This window comes from Sutterella faecalis, assembly GCF_006337085.1.
Lineage (GTDB): Bacteria > Pseudomonadota > Gammaproteobacteria > Burkholderiales > Burkholderiaceae_F > Sutterella > Sutterella faecalis.
Window position 1 is genome coordinate 1,418,620 of the sequence record NZ_CP040882.1, and the last position, 19,482, is coordinate 1,438,101.

General features: G+C 58.3%; 16 protein-coding genes and 1 tRNA gene. 3 read left to right on the forward strand and 14 right to left on the reverse strand.

Annotated features, from left to right (window positions below):
* Nucleotides 1-43 precede the first annotated feature (43 nt).
* A tRNA-Leu gene (locus FG381_RS05705) sits at nucleotides 44-130 on the forward strand.
* Between the two features lie 333 nt (nucleotides 131-463).
* Here FG381_RS05705 and FG381_RS05710 read toward each other — a convergent pair.
* From FG381_RS05710 to FG381_RS05725, 4 genes are all read right to left on the reverse strand, one after another.
* On the reverse strand, nucleotides 464-3,136 hold the full coding sequence (locus FG381_RS05710) for a hypothetical protein (RefSeq protein WP_139687932.1): 2,673 nt from the start codon (nucleotides 3,134-3,136) through the stop codon (nucleotides 464-466).
* A gap of 289 nt (nucleotides 3,137-3,425) precedes the next feature.
* Entirely contained in the window at nucleotides 3,426-4,880 is a 1,455-nt protein-coding gene (locus tag FG381_RS05715; RefSeq protein WP_139687933.1) for a purine-cytosine permease family protein, read from the reverse strand.
* Between the two features lie 46 nt (nucleotides 4,881-4,926).
* The gene (locus FG381_RS05720; protein ID WP_139687934.1) at nucleotides 4,927-5,874 is read right to left on the reverse strand and encodes a PfkB family carbohydrate kinase; all 948 of its coding nucleotides are present in this window, start codon (nucleotides 5,872-5,874) and stop codon (nucleotides 4,927-4,929) included.
* Nucleotides 5,875-5,893: 19 nt separating this feature from the next.
* Nucleotides 5,894-6,910, reverse strand: coding sequence for an ADP-ribosylglycohydrolase family protein (locus tag FG381_RS05725; protein WP_139687935.1), 1,017 nt, complete (start codon nucleotides 6,908-6,910; stop codon nucleotides 5,894-5,896).
* Between the two features lie 176 nt (nucleotides 6,911-7,086).
* On the opposite strand from FG381_RS05725, the gene FG381_RS05730 reads away from it, so the two are divergent.
* Nucleotides 7,087-7,530 carry a type II toxin-antitoxin system HicB family antitoxin gene (locus tag FG381_RS05730; RefSeq protein WP_139687936.1) on the forward strand — a complete coding sequence of 148 codons (444 nt, stop codon included), beginning with the start codon at nucleotides 7,087-7,089 and terminating at the stop codon, nucleotides 7,528-7,530.
* A 571-nt stretch (nucleotides 7,531-8,101) separates the two neighbouring features.
* Here FG381_RS05730 and FG381_RS05735 read toward each other — a convergent pair.
* The 10 genes from FG381_RS05735 to hflK all read right to left on the reverse strand — a co-directional run bounded on the left by FG381_RS05735 (nucleotide 8,102) and on the right by hflK (nucleotide 18,014).
* Nucleotides 8,102-10,375, reverse strand: coding sequence for an IS66 family transposase (locus FG381_RS05735; RefSeq protein ID WP_139687004.1), 2,274 nt, complete (start codon nucleotides 10,373-10,375; stop codon nucleotides 8,102-8,104).
* 266 nt (nucleotides 10,376-10,641) lie between these two features.
* Nucleotides 10,642-10,992 (reverse strand): IS66 family insertion sequence element accessory protein TnpB, encoded by a 351-nt coding sequence (gene tnpB, locus FG381_RS05740; protein ID WP_139687005.1) that lies wholly within the window; start codon nucleotides 10,990-10,992, stop codon nucleotides 10,642-10,644.
* Nucleotides 10,989-11,405 carry a hypothetical protein gene (locus tag FG381_RS05745; RefSeq protein ID WP_139687006.1) on the reverse strand — a complete coding sequence of 139 codons (417 nt, stop codon included), beginning with the start codon at nucleotides 11,403-11,405 and terminating at the stop codon, nucleotides 10,989-10,991. Before FG381_RS05745 ends, tnpB begins: the two co-directional genes overlap by 4 nt.
* A 46-nt stretch (nucleotides 11,406-11,451) precedes the next feature.
* The gene (locus tag FG381_RS05750; protein WP_139687937.1) at nucleotides 11,452-12,189 is read right to left on the reverse strand and encodes a transposase; all 738 of its coding nucleotides are present in this window, start codon (nucleotides 12,187-12,189) and stop codon (nucleotides 11,452-11,454) included.
* Nucleotides 12,170-12,805, reverse strand: coding sequence for an IS110 family transposase (locus tag FG381_RS05755; protein WP_139687938.1), 636 nt, complete (start codon nucleotides 12,803-12,805; stop codon nucleotides 12,170-12,172). Before FG381_RS05755 ends, FG381_RS05750 begins: the two co-directional genes overlap by 20 nt.
* 320 nt (nucleotides 12,806-13,125) lie before the next feature.
* Complete coding sequence (locus FG381_RS05760) at nucleotides 13,126-13,650, reverse strand: phosphoribosyltransferase (RefSeq protein ID WP_139687939.1); 525 nt, start codon at nucleotides 13,648-13,650, stop codon at nucleotides 13,126-13,128.
* Nucleotides 13,651-13,755: 105 nt separating this feature from the next.
* Complete coding sequence (locus FG381_RS05765; protein WP_139687940.1) at nucleotides 13,756-15,054, reverse strand: adenylosuccinate synthase; 1,299 nt, start codon at nucleotides 15,052-15,054, stop codon at nucleotides 13,756-13,758.
* Between the two features lie 252 nt (nucleotides 15,055-15,306).
* Complete coding sequence (locus FG381_RS05770) at nucleotides 15,307-15,516, reverse strand: DUF2065 domain-containing protein (protein ID WP_139687941.1); 210 nt, start codon at nucleotides 15,514-15,516, stop codon at nucleotides 15,307-15,309.
* Nucleotides 15,513-16,394: a protease modulator HflC gene (hflC, locus tag FG381_RS05775; RefSeq protein WP_139687942.1), complete on the reverse strand. Its 882-nt coding sequence runs from the start codon at nucleotides 16,392-16,394 to the stop codon at nucleotides 15,513-15,515. Before hflC ends, FG381_RS05770 begins: the two co-directional genes overlap by 4 nt.
* Nucleotides 16,395-16,421: 27 nt before the next feature.
* A complete protein-coding gene (gene hflK, locus FG381_RS05780; protein WP_139687943.1) occupies nucleotides 16,422-18,014 on the reverse strand; it encodes an FtsH protease activity modulator HflK in 1,593 nt (530 codons plus the stop codon).
* Between the two features lie 336 nt (nucleotides 18,015-18,350).
* Here hflK and FG381_RS05785 point away from each other — a divergent pair, with 336 nt between their 5' ends.
* Nucleotides 18,351-19,463 carry a M20 family metallopeptidase gene (locus FG381_RS05785; protein WP_139687944.1) on the forward strand — a complete coding sequence of 371 codons (1,113 nt, stop codon included), beginning with the start codon at nucleotides 18,351-18,353 and terminating at the stop codon, nucleotides 19,461-19,463.
* The last annotated feature ends 19 nt before the right edge of the window (nucleotides 19,464-19,482 follow it).

Here is a 19,482-nt window from a genome sequence, read left to right on the forward strand (position 1 = left end):
CTTGACATTTTCTTTACTCTCTGGCAATATTCGCTTCCTACCCGCCCGGGTGGCGAAATTGGTAGACGCACCAGCTTCAGGTGCTGGCGGCTTCACGGCCGTGAAGGTTCGAGTCCTTTCCCGGGCACCAAATACATATCCCGTACCGTCTCAGGCGGTGCGGGATTTCTTTTTTGTCAAATCGATAACGTTGAGAACGCCCTAGCGCGTCTCAAGATGAACCAGTGAAGCCGATATTTTTCGGGGGAGTTTTCGGGGGAGTTTTTTCTTGAGCTTTAGGGCGGCCACCTTCAAGAAGACTGCTTTGATTGTTAACTTCGCTGCCTTGACCGTGCTGCGGGAAAGGCCGTAGCCTTTCCCTGCCATCCCCGAGCTTCACACGCTCCTGTCAATGAGCGCCGGACGTCTGAGAGCTTCTAAAGAGAGCTCTCCAGCGCCGCTCCACACTTGAAACGAACGTTCATCAGGCAAGCCCGACAGGACCTTCCTCCTCCGGCAAGGCCGGGCGGAAATCGTCATCGTCAAGCTTCCGGAAGCGTTCTCCATCACGGACAAATATGTCCTCGTAAGCGTCCCTGACGACATACTGCAGCGCCGGCTCGAGCACCAGCACCTGCTTTACGGCGACCACCATGCTGTCTCTAGGGTTGAGGATGATGCTCAGCTCAGGATCCTCGCCCTTGCGGGACGTGAAATAAAGCTGAGTCTCTCCGCTCCCGTGGCGCGACACCGGCATGACCGCCTCAACGGGCATGCCTTTTTCCATCACGGCTCTGTCGACAAAGCATCGATCATCTGCGCAAGGGAGTTCGGCCAAAATCTTCGGAACCGCATCCGCCTCAACAAGAGGCTTGGGCGCAGGGAACGCATTCGTGCGGCGGCGCTTTGCGAGAAGGAAGAAGTCCCTGGGCCTTACCGAGAGCACGCCGTCGACGCCGAACACATCCTCTGCAGTTGCCTCAAGTTCCTTTAAAAAGAGAAGTGAAGCAAACTGAATGGCTTTTCCATCTTCATCCCAGAGCGGCGCCCTCACGACTTCCTCGTGACGAGAGATCAGCACTTCCGTAAAGGGAAAACCTTTCACGAGCTTTTCGCCCGTCTTCAATTGAATAACGCCGTATTCGCTCTCCTCAAAGCTTCCGTTGATCAGGTTGGCGGTGATCATTGTTCCTGCCTGCTCAACGAAAGCTTCATAGTCCTCTCCGAGATCCCTCTTCTCCATCTGCATGGCGATTTCATAATGACCGGAAGGCTCCGGCTGCCCCGGCCGCAGCCGCAGGCGCACGCACTCATCGAGATTCGTTGTGAGAATGAACGCGCGCTTCGGATCCGCTTTCGACTCCACGACGATCGCGTTGATGCCGTTATTGAAAACTCGCCAGGAAAGGATCGGTCCGAGTTCGCGCTCAACCGTCTTGAACCAGGGAAAACCAAAGGCAAGCGGGAGCCTCAGCTCGTTCACCACCGACTGATTGGTCAGATTCTCGAACTGCATGAGATTCTGAAGCTTCATCCTCAGGAAGTTGGCGAGCACCTTGTCGCCTCCGGGCGCGTACTGATTGAGCTGGAAGGCTCTCACCATGATGCCGACGCGTTCATCCTGCGAAAAAGCGTTCGCTGAGGCATTGAGCTTGAGAAGCTCCACCGCTGCTCGCCACCATTCGATGCCGCGCTCGCGCGGAGGAATCCCGCAGAGTGCCGCGAAAAGACTTTCGAATGTCTCAGGCGCCGCCGACTCTCCCGCCGTCAGAATCCGGTCCATGATCTCATCGGCCTCACGGCAGGCCTCTGCGCTCGCGAGCGGCCGCTGAGGCGTGAGGAGCTGGGCGAGCTTCACCACAGCCAGCCCGAGCGCCGTCTCATAGGAGTTATGGTCGAAAAAGTCGTCCGGATCACGCATATCGGCGATCGTAAAAGGGATGACGCCGGTCCGGACAAATTCATTCCTGAGGCTCCGCTGCACTTCCAGCCAGTTCGAGCCTTTCATGCATACACCCTGGCGGGGGCGCTTCAATTTCCGGAACTCATCATCGGGAGCTCCGCGAAGAAGGAGGCTCCGCAATTCGATCGCCCAGCGAAGCGAGGCTTCAAGCGGCGTCAAACCGCGTTCCCCAAGTTCCCGGGAAAGCGCACTAAAGTCCTGAAGGCGAAGCCAGTGGTGAAGTCTCAGGAAGCGCCTCGCCTCGAGTTCATAGCGGCGGTCAAATTCTTCCTGCGTGACCTCAGGTCCCTTGATTTTTCGCTCCTTTGGACGCCCCTTGAGCTTAAAGAACCCTCTATTCGGAACAGAAGCTTCACCGGGCATCAGTGCGAGCGCCTCTCTTTCTGCCTTTTCCCAGGATTCGGCGGATCCGTATGCGGGATTCACGGCAGACGCCGTCAAAAGAACCGTCTGAAGCACGGATTCCTTGCGCTGATTCGCGTCTCCGCCCTCCCGATCGAGGGAAAGAAGGTGCTGAATGCCTTCGAGGATGCGACCCGAATCGATGAGCCTGAGGCATGTGCCGGCGCTCCCGAGCAAGTCCGGATGATTGAGAATCGTCTCCTTGAGGAGCGGAGAAAAGTCCGCATGTGCGTACCGCTCGGACTTGAGCTGAGCAGCAAATACCTCGCCGGCCTCCTTTCTGAGGCCGGCCTTCATCAGGCCATCGATAAGCTTTGCAGGCTGTTCAGCCGGAAGACCAATACGAATAAAGATGCCGTCGTGCTCACGCTTGAATTCCGCGTAGCGCGTGAGGAGCTCAATATGCTCGTACTCCTTCCGGTCCTCCTCGGAAAGACCTTCCGGCGCATGAAAGCGCGTTTCGAAAGCGGTGAGCTTCTCGCGGGCGAGCTGCGGTCTTTGGCAAACGATTTCGCTGTAAATCCGAAGGAGCGTCCGTTCCTCAGTGCCAATGAGTTCGAGCGATTTGTCGTTGAGACAGGTCCTGAGAGTCTTCAGATCGATCGGCACTCCAGCCTGTCGAAAAGCAACAATGAAGGCGTATTTAGCGCCGAGGGGCTTTTCTTTTGTCCGCCATTTTCGCCACAGCTTCAGATAGGCCCTGCCCGAATAGACGCCGGGTCTGGGACCATCGGGCAGCGTGTCTTGCGGGTCGATAACGATATTGCCGCTGTAGGAACGGTTGTATTGCATAGGTCGGGGAAAGTCGGATGAAGAAGTTGAGAAGTAACCAATAAGACCGCATCACAAAGACTCAGGTGCGGCATGAAAGTCAACTTTTGAGACTATATATCAAGCAATTTCTTTCTTACGTGCAAAGGTATATCGAAAGTAATCATACCAAAAAATGATTCTTTATATTGATATGCTTTTCGCCAGACACTTCTTTCTTCAGCCATAAAAAAAAGCGCCTGCAGTGTTGGGACTGCAGACGCTTTCCTTGTTGGTCAGCCTTGAGGACTCAAGGCCTTATCGGGCTCACTCAGCGCGACGTCCTCGTATTGCTTCCGATCTTGAGACCAAAAGTCAGGATCGCATAGAGAACCGAGCCGATGATCATGGCCGCCACGAGGCCGATATTGGCGCGGGCGAAGACGCTTCCCTCGGTGCCCTCAGGGAGGAGGAAGCTCACCGCATGGCCGATCCAGGGGTCGGACGACGTAATCGTGCCGAGACCGATGATGGTCGCGACGAGAAGCGACCCGAAGGCCGTCCAGCGGATCGATTCGCCGCCTTCGGAAGGCGGAAGCGCGAGATCGGTGTTCCAGCCGAGACGCTTCTGACGAATGAGGTCGACCATCTCAATGGCGCCCCAGGAGCCCATCACGACGGAAATGAGCGCAAGGAAGGACTGGAAGGTCGAAACGAAGCTGTCCGAAATGAAGAGGAGGTAGTAGGCGCCGAGCGCAATGATGACGCCGTTCAGGATCGTCGTGCCGAGGCGGCTCATCGGAACGCCCAGCGCGAGAAGCGCAAGGCCCGAGGAGTAGATGCCCGTCATGCCCGCACTGATGAGCGAGATGATGACGATGAAGGAGAAGGGAACATAGAACCAGAAGGGCAGAATGCCGGTCAAGGCCGCGAGGGGCTCATGGTTCGCTTTCTCAAGGAGCTCAGGGTTGCCGACGGCAAGCATGACGCCGAGGATGAGAAGCACCGAAACCGGGAGCGCAATGCCCGTCGTCGTCCAGAAGATGACGCTCTTCGCCTCACTCTTTCTCGGAAGATAGCGTGCGTAGTCGCCGCCGTAGTTGAGGAACCCGAGACCCACCATCGTCATCGAGAGCACGATGCCGCCGATGAAGGTGGCGAAATTCCCCGAGGGGACGCTGTCGAGCACCGAGAAATTGATGTTGGGGATGAAGAAGAAGAGATAAACAATGGTGAAGAGGCCCGTGAGCCACGCAATCACCTTCTCAATCTTGATGATGAGCTGGTGCCCGTAAATGGCGCCGCTCATGGTGAGAAGAAGAACCACGATGAAGCAGCCGAGCGTGCAGCTCTTCAGGGGCATGCCGTTATCGCCCATGAGGGAGGGAATGAGGTTGCCCATCACGTCGGCGAGCGTCGTCGTTGCCATCGAGAGGAGCGTCACCTTCCAGCCCATATTGGCGAGGTAGCCGAAGAAGGTCGGGAATTTGTTCCCGTGATAGCCGAAGGCAAGACGCGACTGAACGAGCGTGGGAAGGCCCGTGCGGACGCTGCCGACGGCGAGAATGCCCACGAGCGCGCAGGAGAGGAAGTAGCCGATCACGCCGGCAAGCATGGCCTGCCAGACGGAAAGACCGAGCCCGAACACGTAGATGCCGAGCGTGATGCCGAAAATGGAAATATTCCAGGAGAACCAGACCGGGAAAAGATCAAAGGGGCGCCCGTAGCGTTCGCTGTCGGGAACCGGATTGACGCCGTTGGTTTCAATGCGGGATGCGTCAGACATAGTCTTTTTTGTTTCCGAGGGTTGAAGAAAATCGGTATGGGATTATTTACTTCGAATGGAGCGCCTGCAGCGTCCGAAGGTCCGGAGCCGTGGCGGCCCCTTCCTGCGCCGTCACCCAGCTTGCCACGGCGTTGCCGAGAAGGACCGCTTCGGGAAGAGAAAAGCCGCTCATGAGGCCGGCCAGAATGCCGCCCGCGTGCGCGTCGCCCGAACCAATGGTATCGATCACGCGCGTCGGGAAGCCCGGCACGCGGACCGTTTTCCCGTCTTCGGCCGTGATGGCGCCATGCGCGCCGTCGGTGACGACCACGGCGCCGCCCGTCATGCGGGAGAGCTCGCGCGCCGCGTCTTCTGCAGAGGCGCAGGGCGCCAAAATCTGCGCTTCGGCGGCATTCACCTTGAGAATCGTATTGGCGCAGAGAATATCGGCCATCATGCGCTCAGGGATGCGCCCTGCGCAGGGACCCGGATCGAAAAGAATCTTCGCATCGGGGCGCTTTCTCGCAAGAAGCTCGGCAATGAACGCTTCGTTGCGGGCATCCGCCTGGTAGCCCGAGAGATAGAAAAGATCCTGCTCCTCAGGCGTCACGGCCTGAAGCCAGGACGGGCGGAAGCACTTTTCAATCCCCGACATGGAAATGAAGGTTCTTTCGCCTGAAGGCTCCACAAAGGAAAGGCACCAGCCGTTGTCCCCGAGGTCGGGATAAATGCGCAGCGGATACCCGCGCACGCGGAAGCTCTCGCGCACGCGATCGGCAATCATGCCTTCGCCCACCGGGATCAGAGGCTCAAAGGGGAGCCCGAGCTTATAAAGCACGTCGGCAGCGTTGTAGGCGCAGCCGCCGACGAGCTGCTGCCGGCTCGTGCCCTCAACGTCTTCGCCCGAGAGCGGAAGACGCGGCACATGAACGATCACGTCGACAAAGGCGCTCCCGATGATGAGAAGACGCTTTTCGGGCGTGAGTGAGTCGAGGAGCTTCGTAATGCCTCGCATGCAAGTCTCCTCTCTTCAATCAGTAGGAAAATCGGCTGCGGCCGTCAAGAATCTCCTGAGCGAGACCGCGGAAATCGAGGCTGTTGATGCGCTCGAGCTCGGCAATGCGCTCTGCCGGGAAGGCGTCAAGCCCCGTCTTCGCGCCGCAGATGGCAGCGGCCATCGAGCCGATCGTGTCGGTATCGCCACCCATATTGGCGGCAAGCACTGCCGCACGCCAGGGATCCCGGCACCAGAGCGCAATGCAGATGGCTGCCGTGACGGATTCGCTCGTCATCGTGCCCGTGCCGATCACGTCGTAAATGAAGCGGCTCGCCGCTTCATCGTCGACTTCATTGCGCTTCGGAAGCATCACGCGCTCGAAGACCTCAAGGCGGGAAAGAATATTGGCGGCCCAGGTGGGTTCGCCGAGCCTCATCGCGATCGGGTGAATCGCCTTCATGTCGGCGCTGATTTCGTCCCAGGTTCTGCCGGCAATTCCGCTCGCCACGGCCTGAGCGACCATGGCGGCGCCGGAAATGGCCACGTCGGTCGAGTGCGTGACGGAGCTCACGCCCGCCACCGTGCGGGCAAGAAGATCATGCTCAGAAAAATCGATGAGGCAGCCCACGGGGGCAATCCTCATGGCGGCGCCGTTCGTAAGCGAAAGCTTCGTGACGGGCTTCGGATCCTCCCCCTTGCTCCAGGCAAGGAGCGATGCTTTGGAAGAAGGCCCGAGCAGATTGATTTCGAACCCGTTCATCGAACGAACCCAGTCGAGCAGGTCGTCAGCGAGAACCTTCGCCTCGGGCACGGTCCCAGCCTTGAGAAGAGCCTTCAGAATCACGAAGGCCTGAGCGGAATCGTCCGTATAGTGGCCGGCCTTAAAGTAGCAGGCGACGATGTTGTCTTCAGGGCCGTCGATAAAGCGGTCGATGTGTCCGAAGCGAGCGCGCACCTTTTCGCGCGGCCAGAGTTCGCCCGGAACACCCAGGGCATCGCCGAGCACCATGCCGGCGAGAGCACCGGCAATATGATTGAGGGTTGCAGTCGTCATTTTGTCTAGCCCGAAGGAAAATCGGTTGTTTTGCTGAGCGGAGCGGAGAATAGCAGAGGCCGATTTCTCCTTCCACTCCCCGTGCGCCTAAGCTCGCACGAATTTTTGGATTTCCGAATTTTCCCGGGTCAAGGCAGAATAGAAGCGTCTCCCGCTTCGCTTTATGCTCCTCCTAAATGACTCAGATTCCGCTTATCTACCGCTACCGCATTGAACGCCGTCCCGAAGGCTATCGCTTCCGCTTTCCCGACCTGAGGGAAGCGGACTTTACCGCCGAAACGGCGGAAGACGGCGTCCGGACGGCCCCGGATCAGCTTGCCCGGGCGCTCGTAAAGCGCATCCATGAGAAGAATCCCCCCCGGACGGAGCGGGCGCATAAGGGCGAAGGCATCGCGCAGATTCCGCCTTCACTGGCCGCGAAGCTTCTCTTCATTGCCCGGTCCGAGGAGGTCGGCATGTACCCGGCCGAACTCGCGCGGCGCCTCAACATGAAGCCTCAGGAAGTGCACCGCATCTACCGGCTCGAGCACGCGACGAAAATCGATACCCTCAACATGGCGCTCAACGCCATCGGTTCTCGGATCGCACTCTCGGTGGAGCCGCTCGAAAACGATTCCTGAAGCTCCTGCGGGAAAGTCTGCAGCGGTGTGTTTTATCAATCATGCATACATGTATGTATGATTGATTCAGTTTAATTGCAGATTATTGTTTTTATTGGATTCATGTGTTTCCGAAGCGCATCCATACCATCATTCATACCATCATTGATACGATCATGATGGTATCGATACCATCATCCATACCATCATGTATGTATCAAATGATGGTATGAATGCAAATGTCCTGAGGAGATGAGAAGAGATATACCCGGACCGCACTGATCCGGAAACGAAAAAAACGGCGAAGCGGAAATTCCACGCCTCGCCGTTTTTTCCACGAAAGATAGGAAGCCCTCGGCGCGCGACCTTCCCTGCGGGCGTTCTCACAAGAACGTCCAGCATGGTATCTGCTGCTTCTCAGGCTGCTGAAGCTACGCTAACTGCTGACGACTGCGCCTAGGATCGCACCCGTTTTCGTCTCCACAACCGTATCTGGACTATGGGTATAAAAATCCCGCGTAAGCGGGATGCTTTTTATTCAGCGCCGGCAGCCGCCGAGGCCGGCGGCTTGAGGCATAGCTCAGAATAGCCTTCAGTCTGCCGACTGATGCTTCTTCCACTCCCAGGGGAGCCACGGCGTCAGGTCGAAGTCTTCGAGCAGCGCTTTCATGTCCCACTTCTGGATCTTCTTGTACGGGTCCTTGCCTTCCCGGTAGGCCTTCGTCCAGCCCTTTGCATAGGCATGCCGGAATGCGGCCGCGCTATATGCGTTCAGCCACTTTTCGAGGTCGATGTCGTTCAGCTTCGCCGTCTCCGCCATCGAGATGCAGGTTGCCACTGCATCCGCCCCTTCCACGGTCTGCATAAAGTTCTGGTTCTTGCGCAGAATCGCAACCGGCCGGATGGCCCGCTCCACCGTGTTCGTTTCGAGGGGGATGCGGCCGTCCTTCAAAAACTGCTTCAGGCTTTCACGCCGGTTCATCCAGTAGACGACGGCTTCGGCCATCCGCGAATTAAATTTCTTCGAGAATTTTCCGTTTTTCTCCAGCGCCAGCTTTTCTGCCAGACCTGCGTAAAGCTTGTCCACGGCATCAAGCACCGGCTTTGAGTAAGTTTCGCGATGCTTCTGAATGCGTGCCTCATGCTCTTCGGCGGTCTCGTCCTCAAGGCGTTCTGCAACTTCCTTTTCGTACTGGAAAATAAGCTGAATGCCGCTCAGGATGGAGAGCATCTGTGCTTCCGGAGCCGCATCAAGCGCGCGCTTCCCGATCCGCTCGGCGCGTTCTTCCGGCGTGAGCTTCTCGAGTTCCGAGAGGTACTGCTTGCACGTAACGGCTTCATAGGCTTCACGACGGGCATGCACGAGACAACTCTGCCTGAGCACTCCCTTGAGTACCGTTTCCGCCAGAGCATCGTATCCGGCATAGCCGTCGACGACGATGGCATCCATCCGGCCCTTCAGCGACTCAAGGCGCTTGCCGATATCCTCGGCTCTTCTGGAGCCGAGCGTGGAAAACCAGATGAAGGGCGTCGGACTGTCCGTTTGGGTTCCCACGGTAAAGACGTAGGTCTGCGAGCTTGTCTTCGTCTTGTCCGCGTAAGCGCCGCGGCCTTCGCTTTCCAGAATGTCGTATCGGGTTTCATCGGCCAGAAACACGCGGTCGCCGCAGTTTCCGACGATGTGCTCCATCAGCGGCCTGAGGTAGATATCCGCCCAGGCGTAGAGATTCTCAAAGAGCGTGTTCGAGCCGAGCTTCAGGCGGCTGAACATCATGTTCTCAAGCCGGTTGATCGGCAGGCCGTTGTTGAGCAGCTTCACGGCTTCGGCAAGGCAGTTCATGGAGACGGTGCGCTCCGGCTTCACGGGAAACTGCATGTGCTCCGGGAATACGGGGTGCACGGTGCGGCACTTCTCGCAATACTGAAGTTCGATCTGATTCTGCTGTCTTTCAAAGCGATCCTGCACGGCCTGAGTAACCGCAACAAGCTTCGCCACCTGTTCTCCGAGGTTTTTGAGCCTGCCGCTGCAGTGCGGGCAGCTGTCCGAAGCGCCTTTTCCCGGGGTGCGGAGCACTTCCGGAAGGTCGCTTTTGGATTTCTGCCGTCCGCGCACCTTCTCGTCAGCCGCTTCCTCCTCCTTTTCTTCATCAGAGGCTTTTTCGGCCGTCTTCTTTTCGTTCTCAGGCTTAGCCGGCTCCTCAGTCTTCTGAGGCTGCCGTGCCAGAGTGATCTTTGTCATGAGCGCCTGCGGAGTGACGGTCTCTTCGGCTTCTTCGCCGGACTTCGCTTCCGGCTTCTCATTCGCAAAAGCCTTGTCCTGCTCGTCCTGCAGCGCGGTAATGGCCGCCTGAGCCTTCTGCGCCTGCCGAATGCCCTGCTGAATGGCTTTGATGTCCGCCTGGATGCTTCCCTGGTTCTTTTTGACTTCCGCGAGTTCAGGCGTGAGCTTTTCCCCGCCCTTTCCGAAGGCGAGTTCGCGGAACGTCTCCGCATTGCGCGCTTCGGCTACGAGCTTCTGCACGCACTTCAGGAGATCATCCCAGAGCTTCAGATTGGCCTGCGGATCCAGACTCAGATTGCGCTCCACGTCAAGGCGCATGCCGTGAATCAGCGGGGCGACTTCCATAAGAAAGGCCGCAGCCGCGGCGTACTTCTTCTCGGAGAGATCCAGCCGAATTTCCGTCTCTTTGGCATAAGCCTTCGCTGCAGATGCCGCTTTTTCGGCTTCTTCGGCCTTGCGCTCTGCCGACTGAGCCTTACGCTCCGCTGTCTCTGCTTTTCTCTCAGCAGCCTCAGCCTGCTGCCGGGATTCCTGCAGCAGGGCAATCAGTTTTTCGCGGGGAAGAGCAGAGAGATCGACGGACATGGAATACAGGGGGAATCGGTGTTGGAACAGGGGTAATTTTACCCGTTTTCCGATCCTGTAAAAAACTCTCTTTCCCTACTGGCAGTAGCTTAAACGGCCATTTATAAGCGTTCTGAGAGCATCAGTATTCCGGAGGTCTTTTTGCCTTCCGCACTCCTTTGCAGACTCACTGAGCGGCGCTTCCCGCACACTCTGCATGATATTGAATGCGTCGCATTTTCACTTTTCACTGTTGTCTAAAAACGAACTCAACCAATTGATTTACATCAATTTTTGAGCATCCCTTGTCTCTCAACCTGCAGATTTTCTCCATCGAGGTAAGCCATCAGTTCCTCAGGCGTAATGGGTGCCGCAGCAGGTCCGGAAGCCCGCATCAGGAACTTTGCAAACCTGCCCGAATTCAGGCGCCGAACTACCATGCATGCCCCATGCTCATCCCAGAAGACGATCTTGCAGACCTTGCGGTTGCGGGAGACGAAGACAACGTAGTCATTGCCTTCGGCAACAGGAATGCCGAGGAGCGATTCAGCCATGAACGTCAGGGTGGAAAGGCCGTTGCGGCCGTCAACCGGCGTGGCGACGAGCGTCGTTTTGCGCGAGGCGAAATCAATGATCATGTCCGCACTCCTGCCGCCTGCATCATCCCGATTGCCATAAGCTCGGGAGATTCAGATCTAAACTCGAGCAATGACCCGTTTGGCAGAATCAGCCGTACCTCCCGTGCCACAAGGCCGGAGGGATGGGAAATCCGTTTAACCGGGATATTGCGTCCGACTTTAGTCGCGACCTTGCGCGGCGTCACAGCGGGAAGGGTAGCCACGGCCACGGTGCCGATCTGCGAAGCAGCCGAACGTTCAGCCGCTGCAGACTCCAAAAGACGCTCAATCTCCTTGAACTTTCGATAAAGCGTAGTAAGACAAGGCGTCTCGTCGGGGAAGAAACATTTGAAGCGGGTCTTATGGAAGTCAATGCGGGTAAGGCCGGTTGCCTTCCAGGCGTCGTATGCCCTGCGCCAGTTGGGACTGATCATGAGATCCTCCTGAATGGGAACGACCTCAAGTTTCCCCGAAAGTATTTCAGCCCGCTCTACCTATAGTCCAGTTACCCACAACCAGGCCGTCAGCGATCACGTATTTCGTACCTTTGAGTTTCAGCAACTGCTTTACGCCGTTCTTCGCTCGTTCAATCAAGGCGTCCCGAAACGCCGTTGACAAGTAAGGCTCAAAGCCTTTCTGATGAGTGAGAACGGAATAAATGATGCGGGCAAGCAGGTGTGCGAAGGCGACCATGGCACGCCTGTAGCCGCGCCGCATCTTGAGCACCTGGAATTTTTCCTTCAGCGCAGCGGTACCGCCGACCGCAAGTCCTCTGGCGGCTTCAATCAGCGTGCGCCTCAGGTGTTTGTTCCCTTTCGGGCATTTTCCACTTTTCTGTTTGCCGGCAGATGTGTTGTCCCCCGGGCAAATGCCGAGCCAGGAAGCGAACTGCTCTGACGTCGGGAAATGCTCCTTCAAATCCGGACAGAGTTCGGCGTAAATCATGCGGGCCGAGCGTTCCTGAATTCCCGTTATGGTAATGAGCAGCTGGATGTCCTTCTCGTAGGGAGCCTGAAGCTGGCGGAGCCTTTCGAAAGTGCTTCGGTCGTACTCCTCGAGCTGATCGATCTTTTTCCGGAGCGCCAGAATCTGCTCCTTCATCATTGGCTCGATTTCGAAGTCGAGCGCCTGCATGATCTGTTCAGGGCTTGCCCGCAGCCGGCGGCTGTTTTGCTTGATGACATCAAACAAGTGCGGATCATCTCTGAGCTTGGCCATCAGGATGATGGCTGGCAGCTTTGCCTCCGCGGATGTCGCTGAATACCGTTGTAGGCCGGCATCCGGTGAGATTCAGAGACTTGCCGAAACGATTGGAAGTTCGGGAAATGTCATTCCTGTTCTTCTGCAGATCACGTGAAATGACGCGCTGCAGACGAAAGGCCTTCTCCGGCACGAAGGATTTTTTGAAGTTTCCCGTTCGGGCAAGAGACGCCAGACGTGATGCGTCCTTGCGGTCTGTTTTGCGGCCGGCTGCCGCTTTGGCGTCGCGGGCATTGATCAGAGCCAGCTGCTCAGAAGTGAAGCCGGCTCTCTCGAGGGCTTCGTACGGGCTCTGCCACAATGACCCGGTTGATTCCATAAGGATGATGTCGGGATTGCATTCACGGCACCAGGCGGCGAAAGCATCGATGCTTGCGCGGTCGGTATTGAAATCCCGGCTCTCAGATTGTTCACGATGACCTGCAACCTGCTTCTGATGGCAGCAGACGAGTAGGTTGAGATGAACGTCAATGCCTATTGCCGAGCGGTACATCGCGTGAACAGTAATTTCGGGATTACTGATCTGCGCACGGGCAGCTCGCAATGGCGTATCGGTACGGTTAGACTTACTCATAGCCCCTCCATTAAGAAATGATTGGGGTTCGAGGAAGCCCTGGCAACCACGAAGATGTTGGAGAAACAGGTAGACGCAGCAACCACCCGGAAGCTACGCTCATTTTTCCACACGCCTAGTCACCAGCGTTCAAGCCAGCGAACAGAGCAATATAGGGTGCGAAAGTTCCGCTGCAATTTTTTGACGGCAAGCGTCAGAAACGTTACCAAAAAAACGTACGCAGACAGGTCGCGCGCCGAGGGCTTCCTCATCTTTCATGATAGAGGGTGAGGAAGCCCTTTACTCATCACGATTTTTGAGTCCTTTGGAAACCGACGCGATCAGGCCGTCCGGGCTTCTTCAGCCTCGACGCGTTCGATCATCTTCTCGGGCCCGAGATCGTCGTAGCACTCGAAAGGCTGGTGAATCCAGGGATTGTCCTCGAGGTAGTCGACGTGCCAGTCGGGCTTCAGGATCGAATGGGCCTTCCACCAGAGCACCGCCACGCGGATTTCGGTGATTTCCGGATAGCGCTTCTTAAGGTGCTCGATGACTTCCTTAATGGTCTTGCCCGAGTCGACCATGTCATCAACAAGAAGAACCTTGCCCTTCAGGGTCGAAAGGCCGGTCATGCATTCCGCGATGTCAAGCGTGCTCTGAACGGTGCCTTTGGCTTCACGGTAGGAGCTCGTCGCCAGAATGGCGAGGGGCTTGCTGAAAACGCGGCTGAAGAAGTCGCCCGGGCGCATCCCGCCGCGGGAAAGGCAGAGGAGGCAGTCGAACTGCCAGCCGCTCTTGGCAACTTTGTAGACGAGCTTCTCATTGAGACGAATGTACTCGTCCCAGCTGTAGGTAATGTCGGACATGGGGGAGTCTCGAAAGCAAAAGAAGAAATGAGGGCAAAGAAATAAAAACGGCGGGCGGCAAGGATGACCCGGCCGCCCGCAGCGTTTGGGATTCAGCGCGCCATTTTAGTCGGCGAACGGATCCGTGTGAAGAATGGTCTGTTCGCGGTCAGGGCCCGTGGAGACGAGCGCGATCGGAGCGCCCGCGACTTCAGAGAGGCGCGTGAGGTACTGACGAGCGGATTCAGGAAGCTGATCCCATTCCTTGACGCCGAAGGTGCTTTCCTTCCAGCCGGGGAACTCTTCATAGATCGGCTCGCACTTCGCAACCGCATCCGCGCCAGAAGGCATGACCTTGAGGGTCTTTCCTTCATAGCGGTAGCCGACGCCCAAGCGAATCGTTTCGAGGCCGTCGAGCACGTCGAGCTTCATCACGGCAAGGCCCGTGATGCCGTTGATCTGGACCGCACGACGAAGCGCCGCACCGTCAAACCAGCCGCAGCGGCGCGGACGCCCCGTCACGGCGCCGAATTCATTGCCCTTCTGGCGAAGCGCTTCGCCCTGGGCGTCATTGAGTTCCGTCGGGAAGGGACCTTCGCCCACGCGGGTGCAGTAGGCCTTCGTGATGCCGAGGACGTAGTTGAGCTTCTCGGGACCGACGCCGGCGCCGGCGCAGGCAGAGCCCGCAACGGTGTTGGACGAGGTGACGTACGGATAGGTGCCGTGGTCGATGTCGAGCATCGAGCCCTGAGCGCCCTCAAAGAGGAAGCGCTTGCCGGCGTCCATTTCCTCGTGGAGGACTTCGGAAACGTCAGTCACCATCGGGCGCAGACGTTCGGCATAGGCGAGCGTATCAGCAATCACCTTTTCCGGATCAAGGGGCTCAGCGCCCAGGAACTTCTCAAGCACGAAGTTGTGGAGCTTCATCACGGCGCGAACGATTTCAGCAAAGCGCTCGGGGTGATAGAGGTCGGCAACGCGCACCGTGCGGCGGGCGATTTTGTCTTCATAGGCAGGGCCGATGCCGCGGCCCGTGGTGCCGATCTTCTTGCTGCCGAGAGCCGCTTCGCGCGCATGATCGAGCGCAATGTGATACGGCATGATGAGCGGGCAGTTGCCGGAAACGCGCAGGCGCTTCTCAACATTGGGAACGCCCACGGCATTCAATTCATCCACTTCGCGGAAAAACGCTTCGGGCGAGAAGACCACGCCGTTGCCGATGTAGCAGGTGCTCGTGGCGTGCATGATGCCCGACGGGATGAGGCGCAGAATCGTCTTCTTGCCATTGATGACAAGCGTATGGCCGGCATTATGGCCGCCGTTGAAGCGGACGACGCCTGCAGCGCGTTCGGTAAGCCAGTCGACAATCTTGCCCTTGCCTTCGTCGCCCCACTGAGCGCCGATCACGACAACATTCTTGCCCATTTGTATACCTTTAGAGAAACTCTTGGTCTGGTTTTAGTCCGGGTCCGCAGCTGTCCGCGAAAAGGCAGGAAACCCTCCCTTCACGATGACGGACCCTGGAAACAGGTGAAAAACGCGGGAAGAAGAGTCCCCGCAACGCAACCGTCACGATAGCACAGACATGCGCGCGCGACGATTCCCAACGAAATCGGGAAGTCCGGCGCCGCCGGACTTCTGCCTCTAAGCAGGCCTGGTGAGCACTTCGCCCGACCATCAGGGTGCCGGAACGCTCCCGAGGAAGGTCCAGACAATGATGAGGCCCACGGCGACGATCACGCCCGCCGCACCTCTCAACGCGGAATCGGGCGCATGCGAAAGCTCTTCGATCATCCGTCGCCAGCGGGCGGGAGCGATGAGAGGCGTAATGCCCTCAAAGATCATCACCCACCCGAGGGCGAGGCCGAGGACTTCCCAGCCGCTCATTTGGCGGCCTCAGCCTTTTCCTTCTTCAGATAGGTGAAGAAGTCCGCGGAAGGATCGACCACCATGACGTCCGACTTCTGGCTGAAGCTCGAACGATAGGCTTCAAGAGAACGATAGAAGCGGGCGAATTCAGGATCTGCGCCGAAGGCTTCGGCATAAATCCTCGCAGCTTCGCCGTCGCCCTCGCCCTTCGTCTTCTGCGCATCGCGATAGGCTTCAGCAAGAATCACCTCGCTCTGACGGTCCGCGCTCGCGCGGATGCGCTCGGCCTGAGCAGCGCCCTTGCTGCGCTCTTCGGAAGCGACGCGCTTGCGTTCTGCCTCCATGCGGCTGTAGACGGATTCGGAAATTTCAGGCGTGAAGTCGACGCGCTTCATGCGCACGTCGACGATGTCGATGCCGACATCCTTCACGCGGGCCTGGAGGAGCTCGGAAATTTCAGACATCGCCTTTTCGCGCTCGGAAGACGTGATCTGATTCACCGTGCGCTTATTGACGGCAATGTTGAGCACGTCGCGAAGCAGTGCGGCAAGACGGTCGGAGGCGGCGCGCTCGCTTCCCTGGAAGGAAACCCAGTAAAGACGAGGATTGCCGATGCGCCACTTCACGAACGTATCGATCATGAGGTTCTTCTTCTCGCTCGTCTGGACAAGGTCCGCGCCGGAGGTGTCGAGCGTTAGGAGGCGCTTGTCGAGGTAGACCACGTTCTGCAGGGGCGGCGGAAGCTTGAAGTGAATGCCGGGTTCGTCAACGACATGCTTCAGTTCGCCGAGCGCAAAGACCATCGCATACTCGCGCTCGCCTACCGTATAGATGCACATCTGCCCGATGCCGAGAACGACAAGAAGGCCGACGATCAGTGAGGAAAGTTTTCTCATTTCAAAATGCTCTTGGGCGAATAGGTCTTAACGGGTGCGGGAGCGGATCATGGCGCGCGGATCGTCTTCAGTCTGGTACGAAGCCCCGGCGTAGTCCGATCGGGAGGCCGGCGCTGGCGCGCTGGTCGAGCTCCCCGATGCGCCCATCGTGGCGAGGGTCGCCGCATCGGCGGCCTTGTCGGCCGCGGTTCTCGCGTCCTTCTTCGTCGCTTCAACGATCTTGTCAAGCGGGAGATAGAGGAGATTCGAGCCGCTCTTCTGGTCGACGTAGATCTTCGAAACGTTCCCGTAAATCTCGCGCATCGTGTCGACGTAGATGCGGTCGCGCGTCACTTCCGGAGCCTTCTTGTATTCATTGAAGACCGAGGAGAAGCGGTCCGCATCGCCTCGCGCCATTTCGGTCACGCGGGCCTTATAGCCCTCAGCCTCTTCCTTCAAGCGCGCGGCCGTACCCTGCGCCTTCGGAAGAACGGCGTTCATGTAGGCTTCGCCCAGGTTGATCGCGCGCTCGCGGTCCTGACCGGCCTTGACGGCGTCGTTGAAGGCGGCCTGCACCTGTTCGGGCGGCTGCGCGTTCTGAATGGCAACGCTCATCACTTCAATGCCGGTGCCGTAGCGGTCAAGCATCGTCTGCATGGACTTTCTCACGGCCTCAGCAATTTCCGCCTTCGACTCAAAAAGGACGCTGTCCATGGTCTTTCTGCCGACCACTTCGCGCATCGCGGATTCAGCCGCCTGCGTCACCGACACGTCGGGCGAACGGGAATTAAAGAGGAATTCCTTGGCGCCCTCGCCCGACTTGATGCGGTACTGGACGTTGAACTGGACGTCGACGATGTTTTCGTCGTCAGTGAGCATGAGCGCCTCGCGCAGACGATCGCTCGAGCCGCGCATGCCGATCTGCGTCGTGCGCACGCTGCTCACGTCGACGAGCTCGACATCCTGAATGGGTGCGGGCATATGCCAGTTGAAGCCCGGACCGGTCGACTTCGCATAGCGGCCGAACGTCGTAACGACGCCCGTCTGACCTTCCGGAACAATGTAGAAGCCGCTCGCAGCCCAGCCGACAACGACGCAGAGCGCGAGAATGCCGAGACCGAAGTTCCCGGTATTGAAGGAGAGCTGGCGCGGCGCGCGCGGAACGCGGCTCATGAAGCCCTGCGGCCCCTCGCCTCTTCCGCCGCCGTTTCCGTCATTCCGGGGCGCTTCGCGCATCTCGGGCGCCGGATTGGCACGGGGCGCATCATTTCTCGGATAACGGCCGGACGCATTCTCATCCTCATCATCGCGGGAAAAATCGTCGCGGCTCTTCAGCTGACTTCTCGGATCCTTCTTGTCGCGCTTCTGTCCGCCCGGATTCATGATGGAATTGATGAGGTCCGAAAACTCTCCCCAGAGACGATCCAGATCCTCTTCACGACGACCGCCCTCGGGATTGCGATCGCGATCGTTCTGACCGCGGGAATCGCGTCCGTCAGCACGACGGTCATCGTTGCCGGGAGCGCGATCGTCGCGGCTCCCATCCTGACGTTCATCCTTATCCTGGCCGTTCTGACGGCCTTCCTGCTTATCCTGCGGCTCGTCGGAACCGCGGCCCCACCGGGGGTCATTCAGCGACATGTATGTTGCTCCGATCGGGCGGCATCTTCGCCGCCATCTGTGGTCAGACAATGAACTTTCGATTCTAGCCGCTTGCGAAGGCTATCACTTGAAGAAAACCGTTAGATTTCATGAATTCTTGAGGTTTGGGAGCGATCTCGGGCAAGGCTTGCCTAAAAGCCTTCCACAAACGTCTCCTTTCGGCCAAAATGAGAGCACCAACGCGAATCATTCTGTTCTGAAGCCCCGCTTCGCCCTAAGATTCGCCTCACAAATGCGGCTCTTTGCGATTTGGAATGAAAGCCCGCACAGCCAGTCCGCATTCACCTCACGACTCAAGAAAAAGAGAAAGCAGAAATGGCACTCCTTGACGACTATCTGAAGGATCTTGCTCCGCTCGTCAATCTCGACTGCGGCTCGCACAATCCGGCGGGCGTTACCCGCGCCGCCGAAATCATGAAGGGCTACTTTGACTCCATCGGCTTCACGACCGAGCTCGTCGATCTCGGCCCTGAAGTGGGTCACGGCCTCATCGCGAGAAATAAGCCCGACGCCGACCATATCGACGTTCTCCTGAACGGCCACCTCGATACCGTCTTCCCGGACGGTACGGCCGCCAAGCGCCCGCTCTCGATCGACGGCGACCATGCGCACGGCCCGGGGTGCTCGGACTGCAAGGGCGGCGTTCTTGCCGCCTACTGGGCCTGTAAGCTCGCCCGCCCCGAAGATCTCGAGCGTCTTTCGATCTGCTGCGCCTTCAACCCGGACGAAGAAATCGGTTCGGGCGCATCCCACAAGTGGCTCGCCTCGATCGGCGCCAAGTCGAAGTGCGCCCTCATTGTTGAAGCCGCACGCGCCAATGGCGAACTCGTCCGCTCCCGCAAGGGCGTAGGCGACTACACCGTGCGCTTCCACGGCCGCGCTGCGCACGCGGGCAACAACCCGGAAGCGGGCGCCAATGCGAACGTCGCCGCCATGCGCTTTGCGCTTGCCGCCTATGAGCTTGCCGACAAGAAGATCGGCACGACCGTCAACCCCGGCGTCATAGAGGGCGGCACCGCTCCCAACGTCATTCCTGAGGAAGCGCTCGTCCGGCTCGATACCCGCTACTGGTTCGACGCTGACGGCGACGCGCTCGACAAGCAGATCCGCGAACTCGCTTCCCGCACCTGGGTCGAAGGCGTGACGCAGGAGCTTTCCGCGAGCTGCGGCCCGGCGATGCCGCTCTCGGACGCCACCCGCGCGCTGGTTGAAAAAATCAACGCAGCAGCGCGTGAGGCCGGATTCGAAGCAACCTGGGTCGACGCAGGCGGCGGCTCCGACGGCAACCGCATCGCGAAGGCGGGGATCCCCGTCGTCGACGGCTGCGGCCCTGCCGGTGCGGCCTTCCACACTGACCGCGAGTACCTGAGGCTCGATACGGTTGAAGAGCGCATCCGCATGCTCGTCAACTTCTTCAAGCTCTGCTGATTGAACCGCTCATAGAACC